The 11,019-nt window shown below is 34.6% G+C and carries 7 protein-coding genes; 5 read left to right on the top strand and 2 right to left on the bottom strand.

The annotated features are described in order from the left end of the window. Positions 1-325: 325 nt before the first annotated feature. Together F6K15_RS36035 and F6K15_RS36030 are read right to left on the bottom strand one after the other, a co-directional pair. Positions 326-1,135, bottom strand: coding sequence for a hypothetical protein (locus F6K15_RS36035; protein ID WP_293070642.1), 810 nt, complete (start codon positions 1,133-1,135; stop codon positions 326-328). Between the two features lie 844 nt (positions 1,136-1,979). After that, positions 1,980-2,795 (bottom strand): sulfotransferase, encoded by an 816-nt coding sequence (locus F6K15_RS36030; protein WP_293070640.1) that lies wholly within the window; start codon positions 2,793-2,795, stop codon positions 1,980-1,982. Positions 2,796-3,715: 920 nt separating this feature from the next. Between F6K15_RS36030 and cysS the strand changes: the two genes are divergently transcribed. From cysS to F6K15_RS36005, 5 genes are all read left to right on the top strand, one after another. After that, entirely contained in the window at positions 3,716-5,185 is a 1,470-nt protein-coding gene (gene cysS, locus F6K15_RS36025) for a cysteine--tRNA ligase (protein WP_293070638.1), read from the top strand. 499 nt (positions 5,186-5,684) lie between these two features. After that, positions 5,685-6,794 carry an AI-2E family transporter gene (locus F6K15_RS36020; protein ID WP_293070636.1) on the top strand — a complete coding sequence of 370 codons (1,110 nt, stop codon included), beginning with the start codon at positions 5,685-5,687 and terminating at the stop codon, positions 6,792-6,794. Between the two features lie 1,096 nt (positions 6,795-7,890). Continuing rightward, positions 7,891-8,268: a response regulator gene (locus F6K15_RS36015; RefSeq protein ID WP_293070634.1), complete on the top strand. Its 378-nt coding sequence runs from the start codon at positions 7,891-7,893 to the stop codon at positions 8,266-8,268. Next, on the top strand, positions 8,265-9,323 hold the full coding sequence (locus F6K15_RS36010) for an adenylate/guanylate cyclase domain-containing protein (protein ID WP_293070633.1): 1,059 nt from the start codon (positions 8,265-8,267) through the stop codon (positions 9,321-9,323). Before F6K15_RS36015 ends, F6K15_RS36010 begins: the two co-directional genes overlap by 4 nt. 688 nt (positions 9,324-10,011) lie before the next feature. After that, positions 10,012-10,542: a Ycf51 family protein gene (locus F6K15_RS36005; protein WP_293070631.1), complete on the top strand. Its 531-nt coding sequence runs from the start codon at positions 10,012-10,014 to the stop codon at positions 10,540-10,542. Positions 10,543-11,019: the final 477 nt, after the last annotated feature.

Below are 11,019 nucleotides of genomic sequence, written 5' to 3'. Positions count from 1 at the left end.
TTCTTCCCCCTCTTCCCCCTCTTCCCCCTCTTCCCCTCTTCCCCCTCTTCCCCCTCTTCCCCCTCTTCCCCTCTTCCCCCTCTTCCCCCTCTTCCCCCTCTTCCTACAAGGGTTTCAGGAGTTCCTTATAAGGGATAGCCTTAAGAGTGGGGTCTTGTGTTTACTTCTCCCTGTACGGACATTGCATACAACGTCCGTACCTACTCCTCTACTCAAGAAAACGTAGAAAAGTTTTTGACAAATGGTATTAGACCTTCTGCCTTAAGCATAACTGCCTTCTGCCTTTTTCAATTATTTAAGTTTGCTGACGAGAAATTATAAATATTCACCCCTTTTTCGTTTTCATTATTCCCAATTTTTCCAGTAACCGACCTAAATAATGTTTCCAGGTATAAGGTTTAAAAACAATACATCTTTTTAAATGGGGAATCCAGACTCTATGTTTGTTACCATTTAAGTTAATTAAATAAGCAATATTTTCTATATTTCGGGAATAACCATGGAGAATTTTAACTGGTTCAGCAAAGGCATTAATAAAACAAAATCTAGCATTCCATTCACTAGGCAAAGGGTACATTCTTGAGGAGGAATTTAGTAAAACTTGGGCGAAAGATGTTTGGTCACTTTCTCGCAACTTACTATTAGATAAAAGCTTACTTGTATAGAGGTCAATCCATTCTTTAAATAACTGATCGTTTGCTTCATTTTTTCTAAAAAGAATTACCCCTGTATTTAATGGTTTACAAGGAACTTTTTGACCTGATTCTAAAATTGGATAGAAAGTATCAACTGGAGCAGGAACTAGGGCAAGATCGAAATATTCTAAGATGTCAAATCCATTTTCACAGTCACTGGCGAAAAAAGTATCTGTATCAGCAAAGATAGTTTTTTCATAAGGTGATAAAAAATATAAATTTTTGACCTTGAATAATAATCCTTCATTTCTACAAGTTACTTGTTCATCTACTCGAATAATTTGATCGAATAAATCTTTATCTTCAGGGTCTTGATTACAAGCTAGAGATATTTTTATAGATGGATTAATCTTTTTTAAACTTTTAGCAGAGTCGCAAGCTTCATCAACATATTTTTTGCCCGCAGCAACGTAAAAAACGCCAGAATTTGAGTTAGTCATTAGCTTATAACCTAATTTAATTTGATTCAAATATACATTTGTGAATACTTTTCCGGGTCGCCCTCAATAAGCAGTATTTTTTAGAGTTGATATGTAAGCATTCAGCATTCAGCTATTGCTTTGTCGTCGGTAAAAGCAATTAATAAATTGAGGCCAAATTCAACTTTATGTTGCTGAGTGGTCATAATTTTTAGATTAAGTATCAACGCAAAACATCAGTTTTTCAATTTTACCTTCAGCTATTTACCATTACATTTAAGCAATGCCTTAAACTTTACTATCAAAGCACACTCCCTTGACCTTTATATGTAAGCATTCAGCATTCAGCATTCAGTATTCAGCTATTGCTTTGTAGTCGGTAAAAGCCATTGATAAATTGAGGTCAAATTCAATAGTAAGAGATAACCGTTAATAGCTGAATTGTTACGTTTATATCCCGATAAATCAAGGTATTTACCAAACAATATTACTACTGTCTAATTGTATTAAGTTAATATCTTGATTAAGCTAATTAGGGTTTGCTGAAAAAGTCTTTTAGTAGGGGTAGAATACAGGAGACAGGAGACAGGATTCAGGGGAATTATAGAGGAGGTAGGAGTAAGAATTCTCCCTAAAATTTTCTGCCCAACTCTTGCCTAAAATGTGCTCCTTTTTGACCTTGAGCAACCGAAAAGTTGGCACTTTTTTCAACCTAAAATATCTAAAACCCTTATCTATCAATGCTTTGAGTTTTAATCAGCAAGCCCTAATTAAAAAACACTTAAAATCAAAACAAATTAACTTAAAATAATATTACTAATTTTGGCAATTATACACCACTTATCTTATAGATAGAAAATTTTTCTTACAGTGCTGTATAGCTATATTTCTGCATTACAGACTGACAAATTACATTTATTTTCTGTATTTCTTCAGCATTTAGTTTTCCCTGTAAATTGCTAGCTCTCGTTGTATTAATAGGTCTGTCAGTCCTGGTTCCTCCTGCCAAAGATTTCCCAGGATTTTTTTGATAAAAATTCAGTAAATCATCGCTCCATTCAATTCCCAAAAAATTAGTGATTTTCTCCAATGTTTCTTTCTGATTTTGGATTAGCTCTTCATATTTAAACTCTAAAACATCAAATCCATGATTCTTGAGCCAAGTCGGGTATTGATTTTTGTATAACCAATAAATCCCAGCTAATTCAACTTTAGATAATTGAGATAGATGCCAATTTTCTAACTCTTTACCAAAAAAAGGCTTGAGTCTTTCTATTTCTTTTATAACACATCGATCTATCCAATCTCCTTCTGAATTAACTAGATTCAGCATCGAAGAAATAGTACTATGAGGATTTCTAATCGGCCATAGTATTTTTGAATTAGGATAAAATCTTTTTAAGAAATCTAGTTTATGAGAATGCTCTAGCATCTTAAAACATAAATAATGATGGTTAATCTTATTAATAGCTAGTCTTTGAGCTGAAGGAAAAGGATATGGACTAGGAAATTCTGTTTCGTCTACACAAGTAATTTGAGGATGTGCATTAAGAATGGATAGTAACAAAGTTGTACCACTTCTTTGACAACCAAAAATAAAAAATAAATTCCCAGAAAATATTGGGCTAAAGTATCTTAATGTAATTATATTTCTGAGATGATACTTAAATTGTGAAATCATATTTAGATTATATTTAACTAAACATTAATATAGTCAAAGGCAAATAACTTCTATGGGCTAACCAGATTTTTAAACTATTCTATTCAAGCGGTAATTTCAGTTATTAGTTATCATTATCTCTTGCTTTCCTACGGAATGCTGCGCAAACAGCTAGAAGCTTTAAATACTGAATTATTTTCTCTTGGTCAATTGGATATCGAGGAGACCTCGCCATCCCACCCTTCGGGAAGCTGCGAAGATCGACCGCTTTTTATCCTCTTAAAATAAGAGGCTTCGCACCCAAATTTTTCGGTCATACAAAATTAATTACATATACTCTAAAACTAAGAAGCTGATGCTGTAAAAATTATAGATAATAAAATTAGCTCATTAATTTTGCTTAAGCACTTAAATTGTCTAAGTGATAAACAGTAACTCAGAAGTAGAAACCGAGCTACAACTACTTATTCTCAAAATTATTAATCTGAGTCAATATTATGTAAGCATTTCCTGCGGAATGCTGCGAAACACCCGTCAGCTATCAGCGCTTCAGCTATGATTTATTAACTGATTATCACACAGTCAGAAGGAATTAGTATCCAAAGAAAATTAAAACTTATGAATAAACTGGTCACCTTTAGTTAACCTTAGTAAGTCCTGTAGGTTTAAATGCTGTTTGCACAGCATTCCACAGGAAATTCTGACAATATTATTATAAACCATTTACATATTATATAATTCTTATAAACAGCAAATCAATGTCTGGAGTAAGGTAAAAAACAGAAAATTTAAGGATACTAAAAAAAAACACCTTTTGAAAGGCATATTTGCTATGAAAATAATTGTGAAGACTAAAAATTCATAATTAAATTAACGCCAAAATCAAAAACAGCTATTCTCCTGATAATTTAGAATTAGAAAAAACTTATTGAAATTACTTTATGACCCTGAAACTATACAACACCCTGACTCGTCGCCAAGAAAATTTTGAATCCCTAGAACCAGGCAAAGTTAAAATGTACTGCTGTGGTGTTACAGTATACGACTACTGCCATTTAGGTCATGCTCGTTCATATATTGTATGGGACATAATACGTCGATATCTAATGTGGCGGGGCTATCAGGTACGATATGTACAAAACTTTACTGATATAGATGATAAAATCCTGAATCGGGCCAGAGAAACAGGTACTTCTATGGAGTCGGTGGCCGAACGCTTTACAGAGACTTATTTTGAGGATATGAAGCGGTTGAATGTGCTAGAAGCGGACGAATATCCTCGGGCAACCCAGACAATAGATGGAATTCAGCAGTTAATCAACGACTTAGAAAAAAAAGGTTTTGCTTATTCTGCGGGAGGGGATGTCTATTATCAGGTGCGGGAATTTACCGAATATGGGAAATTATCTGGCCGTCGTTTGGAGGAAATGCAAGCTGGTGCAAGTGGCAGAGTTGAAGGAGAAAACTCAGAGACCTCTAAAAAGAAAGACCCATTTGATTTTGCCCTATGGAAAGCAGCAAAACCGGGGGAACCTGCGTGGAATTCTCCCTGGGGAGAAGGAAGACCAGGTTGGCATATTGAATGTTCGGCAATGGTGCGAGAGTGTTTAGGAGAGACTATTGATATTCATGGTGGTGGGGCGGACTTAATTTTTCCTCATCATGAAAATGAAGTTGCCCAGTCGGAAGCAGCAACCGGAAAGTCTTTAGCTAAATATTGGTTACATAATGGCTTTGTCACAATTAATGGGGAAAAAATGTCAAAGTCCCTTGGTAATTTTACCACGATTCGGGATTTATTAGACAAACCTGTAGACCCAATGGCTGTAAGAATGTTTGTTTTGACTGCCCAATATCGAAAACCTATTGATTTTACCCCTGAGGCGATCGCTTCTGCGGAAAATGGTTGGAATACGATTAAGGAAGGTATATTATTTGCTTATCAATATGGTTCTCAGTTGGGATGGGAAACGCCAGAAAAAGTATTATCTGAAAAGACAAATTTATTAACTTCTCAAGTTGAAAAATTTCAGAAAGCAATGGACGATGATATTAATACTCCTGGTGCTTTAGCTGTTTTATTTGAATTAGCTAAGGAGTTACGTCGAGAGGGTAATATATTAGTACATGAAGGCCAAACTGAAACATCTTTAGAGGAATTACAAAAACAATGGATAACTCTTGTAAAGTTGTCACAAGTATTAGGTTTAGAATTTCAACCAAATGCAGAAATTAATGGTGAAGTTGGAGGTTTAAATGATGCTGAAATTGAATCTTTAATTCAGCAACGTTTAGCAGCAAAAAAAGCCAAGAATTATTCTGAATCAGACCGTATTAGAGATGAACTACAAAACCAAGGTATTAAACTAATAGACCAACCTGGTGGTGTAACACGCTGGCATCGAAATTAGTTAATTTACAGCGTATTCGGTGGTTTATGAAGTACAACAGTAGGGAGCAGGGAATAGGGAGTATTCATTAATTGATAATGGATAATTAATAATGGATAATTACCTCCGGTTAAAACTGAGAGGACTAAATATCAGGAAATCTGATTTATTTTTTCTCCTTGCTTATGAAAGGCTTTAAACCTAGATTCGATTAATTATCAATTATCCATTATCCATTGGTAAGGAATTTGCATGCAACGTCCATACAGAGTAGGGAGTAGGAAAAAATATAGTTTTTCCAATCCTGAGTATGCGTGTTAAATAAGCTTTCATTACTTGAACTATGAATACTGTGCCTCATTTACATGAGATTTCTTGCAAAAGTTTTAATTAAATCAATTCAAAATATGAAATCAACAATTTCATCTCCCTGTTGCCAGATGAGCTGTTGCCTGTTGCCTGCTATAAAACTAAAACTAAGCCAGACTAATATCAAATTTTCCCTCGACAAATTATTAATATGAAACCCGAACAAAGGATTTCTATTTCCCTATCTAATATCGTATTAATTATTAGTAGTGTTTTACTACTAATTTTGCTATGGCAAGTGCGGAGTCTCATCGTACTTTTAATGGTTGCAGTAGTTTTAGCTGCATCAATTTCACCATTAGTAAACATCACAGAAAAAATGAAATTACCTCGTTGGTTAGGGGTAATCATTGTTTATTTAACCCTCATTTCTGGATTGATAAGTATAGCTTTAACTATTGGTCCACCAGTATTCGATCAAATTGAAACACTTTTACGACAATTACCACTATTTTCTGAGAGTATTGGGGAGAATATTGAAGATTTTATTAGTTCCTTAATTCAAAATCCACCCGAGTGGATTAATCAACTTTTTGATACTAAATCTGTCACCAGTTGGGTAATTCGTTCTAGTCAACAATTATTACTACGTTCTTATAGTTTAACAAAAGGTGTATTGGGAGGAGTAGTTAGTTTAATATTAGCTTTATTTATTTCAGGCTATATGTTAGCAGATAGCAAAACTTTGATTACTGGTTTAGTAAAACTTTTCCCTCAACCTTGGGATACAAGACTGGAAAATCAAGTTTTTCCTGTTACTCAAAGAATGGGAAGTTATATTAGGGGACGTATCATAGTTTCTGCCATTTTAGGTATAGCAACTACCACTGGTTTAGGATTTTTAGGATTGCAAGATTTTTCCCTAGGTTTAGGAGCAATAGCTTCTGTTACAAACTTAATCCCTTTTATTGGTCCAATTTTAGGTGCTATCCCGGCTTTAATTGTGGCTATTGCTAAAGGTGGATGGTTGTTTTTGTGGGTAATAATTTTGTACTATGTTATCCAAAATGTGGAAACTTATGTACTCGATCCTTTATTGGTTGGTTCTTCTGTTGGAGTACATCCTTTATATCAATTACTATCAGTTTTAGTGGGGATTCAGTTATTAGGAATTATCGGCGCTTTGATTATTCCACCTTGGTTCGCTGGTAGTGCTGCTTTGGTAGAAAATTTATATTTAAAACCTAAATTAGAAGCAGAAAATATGCAACCCCTAGTTACAAATAATGGAGATCATAATTCTCCACCCATGACTTCTTGATTTGAGTTTTGAGGTGTTATGGAATAATGAATAATGAATAATGAATAATGAATAATGAATAATGAAGAAGGAAGAAGGCGTTTAGTTATTTATAGCAATCCTAAATCATTTGTGATAATTTTATTGCTTCGGTGTTTCTCCCATACCTATTCCCGAATTCCCTATTTCCTAAAATCTACAATATCTCACAAATCAAATAAAATTGCTATATTATAGCTTTTTTATTTGATTTGTAAATTATAGATGGAGTTTTTTTCTTAGAAAAAAAGCGGTTTATCGATAGCTTTATATTCTTGTGATTCCTACTATTTAATGCTGTTTTCTCTCCTTGCCTATTCCTTCCATAACTCCATAGCTTTTTCAGAGCACTTGGTTTCCACATACCAGATAAAAACGCTATATTACTTTGGGGATTTAAAATTCATAAATTGGTAGTGCTAAACAAGTAATAATTTTTGAAGTTTAGCTCCTGAAAATTCAATTCAAGGAATATACTAATCAATACCCTTACATCTTTAGGACTTATAAAATTAGCTCTTGCTATACCAGCACTCCTCGTAGCAGTTGTGCAGAAAATATCTGAGAATTTAGTAGCTCCTTGAATTGGAGTAAGACTTTCAGACTTTTTACGCAGAGTAAGAAAGTTTTACAAATCATTTAGGATTACTATATAATTGAGCGACTATAGTAATTTCAAATAAGAATGAAACACTTTTTAGGCTGAAAGTCTTTCAAGGCAAGAAATGCTTGTCTCAATCTAAACTTAAATGACTATATATTATATTTTGTTTGCCATATCGTCTTAAACATATTTATGAAGATAGTCAAGATGATCAATCCACATATTTTAGGTGTAGCAAGCAATATAATATAAAAATAGCAAATATTGACAAAGATGTGGTCAAGAAAGTATTTTGCTCTCTGGATAATTATCTATAGTTCTATATTTTGATAACAAGAAAGCTCTTAACTAGGGAAAATCAGGGGTAATAAATAGTTTTTGGTATCCCTCTCCCACAAACAAAAAAATGTAACTCTGTTCAAGGAAATTTTGAGGGAGGTGGAATGCCAATATTATTTCACAAATCAGGAAAAAATGGTTAAGATTCTCTTAGTTGAAGACAATGAAATGAACCGGGATATGTTGTCTAGGCGTCTCATGCGTAGAGGTTTTGAAGTAATTATTGCTGTTGATGGAATTGAAGGTGTCGAGATGTCTAAATCAAAATCACCAGATTTAATTTTAATGGATATGAGTTTGCCAGTTTTAGATGGATGGCAAGCAGCAAAAAAAATTAAAGATAACTCAGAAACTAGCCATATTCCAATAATAGCAATGACCGCCCACGCTATGGCAGGAGACCGAGAAAAATGTATTGCTGCTGGATGCAATGATTATGATACAAAACCAGTAGAACTTCCCAGACTATTAGACAAGATCAAAAATCTTACAGGTAAAGAACCAAGGAAATGAAGCATGACCAGGGAAAGATACTGGTTGTAGATGATAATCAAGTCAACCGAGAGCTTTTAGTACGACGACTTAAACGAGAAGGCCATTTAGTCACTGCTGCGACTAATGGGTTTCAAGCTCTAGAAATAATACAATCCCAACCGTTTGATTTGGTACTACTAGATATTATGATGCCACAGATGAACGGTTATGAAGTCCTCGAAACTCTCAAGTCTGACCCTAAACTACGGCATATCCCAGTAATTATGATTTCAGCAGTGGACGATATTGATAGTATAGTCCATTGTATTGAATTGGGAGCAGAAGATTATTTGTCCAAGCCTTTTAACCCTATACTGCTAAAGGCGAGAATTAATGCTTGTTTAGAGAAGAAAGTACTTCGGGACCAGGAACAAGCTTATTTAAAGCAACTAGCTGAGGAAAAACAAAAGTCAGAAAGGTTACTATTAAATATTTTACCTGAAGCAATTGCCCAACGCTTAAAACAGGGAGAGGAAACTATCGCCGATAGCTTTAGCCAAGTAACAGTTTTATTTGCAGATTTGGTAGGATTTACCAAAATATCGGCCAACTTATCTCCTGCCGAATTGGTAGAGTTACTCAATAGAATTTTTTCTGCTTTTGATGAATTGGCAGAAAAATATGGACTAGAGAAAATCAAAACTATTGGTGATGCCTACATGATAGTTGGTGGACTACCAGTTCCAAAAGAGGACCATGCAGAGGCGATCGCAGATATGGCCCTTGAGATGTTAACCCAAATCCAGGAGATTTCTATCAAAGAAGGTAAATCTTTGCAAATTCGTATTGGTATTAATACAGGAGCAGTAGAAGCTGGAGTTATTGGGACAAAAAAATTTGCTTATGACCTTTGGGGCGATACAGTAAATACAGCCCACCGGATGGAGTCTCACGGTATTCCGGGTGTGATTCAAGTTGCCCAGGCCACTTATGATTGTTTGGCCGACAAATACAGATTTGAGGATCGAGGAATAATTGATATTAAAGGTAAGGGTAATATGAGGACTTATATACTTTTGGGTAGAAAGGAGTGAAGGGGAGTAGGGGAGTGGGGGAGTAGTGTCGCTACGCGGAAGTCAGAAGTCAGAAGTTAGAAGTCAGAAGTATTGATTGGTAAGGCTTTTAGGATTTTGTAACTGGTCAGTTATTTCCGCCATTCTGCAGTAGGGGAGTAGTAAAAACATCAATAATTAACACGCTACTAGCTAATAATTATCACGAAGGTTATTCAACTCCTGTTAATTACTTAATAATTGAAGTATCTCCTAGAATATAGCATTAAGGCATGATAATTACTAATACTAAGTACTAAGTAGAGCAGGCAAAAAGAAAGACGTTGCATTTTTAATCAAAAAACCTCTAAAAGCAATGAATATCAACTTTTGAGTTAATTGACAATTTGATACATAGCGCCCAAAATTTACCATGTTCTACTTATTAATTGCCAATTAATATTAACAGTAGTTAGTGACTTTTAGGTATAGCAGTCGAAGGAAAGGTGTTTGACAGATCGACAGCTTAAAACTCAGACAACGTAAAATTTTTCCTTCTTCCTTCTTTCTTATTCCTTCTGCTATAACAGGAAACAGAAATTAAGATTAAACTTTACTTTCTGACTATTTAAGAAATACTATCAAAAATTGAGCAGGTTACTAATTACTAGCGACTAATTACTATAAAATATAATTGTCAACCAAAAAATAAACTAGAAAACTAGAAAAAATGTTATCAACTACAGAAATACTGATTGGCGCTAAATGGTTTGGTATTGCTACTATTGGATTTTTTATTCTAACAATTATTGGCTTTATTTCTAAATGGGGATTTAGATTTAGATTAGTCGGAGTAACTGGTTTTATGGGTGTATTAACTGCTGGTTTATTTGGTTTGAGTTTAGGATTATTTACTCGTGTAGAAGTTCCGGGATCTGTTCCATATTCATTGGTTTATGATAATGGAGGAACTCAAACAGTAATAGCTGTTTCTCCTAACATTACAGAATCAGAATTAACAGCAACAATAAAGCAAGCTGCTGGAGATTTATTTTCTCCTGGTCGTCTGGGTAGTGGAGGTAAATTAACTATTAGAATTAGAACAATTATTCATCCAGAAGCGGGAGTTTCAGAACCACTTTATTTAGGGGAAGTAAAACGTTCTCTTGCTCAACGGGAAGATGAAAATCTAGATATTAAAATATTTCCAGAAATTTTGGCAAAGTTGGAAAGTTATCAGAGTCAAAATTTGGAAAGTTAGGGTTAAAAAGTAGAGCAGTAGGGGCGAATGGCATTCGCCCTTCCTGTAAGGGGAGAAGCAAAAACATCAATAATTAATACCAACAGGACTTACGCAAATTAATCTTGAAAACACTATATGTGGGATGTAGGGGCGTTTTGCTGTCGCATAACTCCGTTAACGCTCCGCGACATATAAAGCGGAGCTTTGCGTTAGCAAATGACATTCGCCCTCAGTCTATTTAGTTTCTGTGCATAATTCCTGACCAAATTGAAACAAAGCTGCATAGAGTAATATTTCAAGCATAATTGACCGCAGATAGGCGTAGATAGATATAGATCAATTTGATGAATTTCATCATTAAATTATTTGGTTGTGCATCAGTAAAGTGTGGGATAAGTAAGTAGGGGTGGCCAATATAATCTAAAAGCACTGATATATGAAGGTTGAGCGCATTTTTGGAGCGAAAAAAGTGCAAATTGTTCAGCTTGAGCGACT

Origin of the sequence: Okeania sp. SIO2B3 (assembly GCF_010672525.1) — a bacterium.
In the GTDB taxonomy this organism is placed as follows: Bacteria; Cyanobacteriota; Cyanobacteriia; order Cyanobacteriales; family Microcoleaceae; genus Okeania.
Note: the sequence above shows the minus strand (reverse complement) of the source record. Positions and strands in the feature narration are given on the sequence as shown.

Coding starts and splice junctions, on each gene's coding strand:
- F6K15_RS36020 (WP_293070636.1), top strand. CDS start 5,685: ATGAAACCCGAACAAAGGATTTCTATTTCCCTATCTAATATCGTATTA.
- F6K15_RS36030 (WP_293070640.1), bottom strand. CDS start 2,795: ATGATTTCACAATTTAAGTATCATCTCAGAAATATAATTACATTAAGA.
- F6K15_RS36005 (WP_293070631.1), top strand. CDS start 10,012: ATGTTATCAACTACAGAAATACTGATTGGCGCTAAATGGTTTGGTATT.
- F6K15_RS36015 (WP_293070634.1), top strand. CDS start 7,891: ATGGTTAAGATTCTCTTAGTTGAAGACAATGAAATGAACCGGGATATG.
- F6K15_RS36035 (WP_293070642.1), bottom strand. CDS start 1,135: ATGACTAACTCAAATTCTGGCGTTTTTTACGTTGCTGCGGGCAAAAAA.
- cysS (WP_293070638.1), top strand. CDS start 3,716: ATGACCCTGAAACTATACAACACCCTGACTCGTCGCCAAGAAAATTTT.
- F6K15_RS36010 (WP_293070633.1), top strand. CDS start 8,265: ATGAAGCATGACCAGGGAAAGATACTGGTTGTAGATGATAATCAAGTC.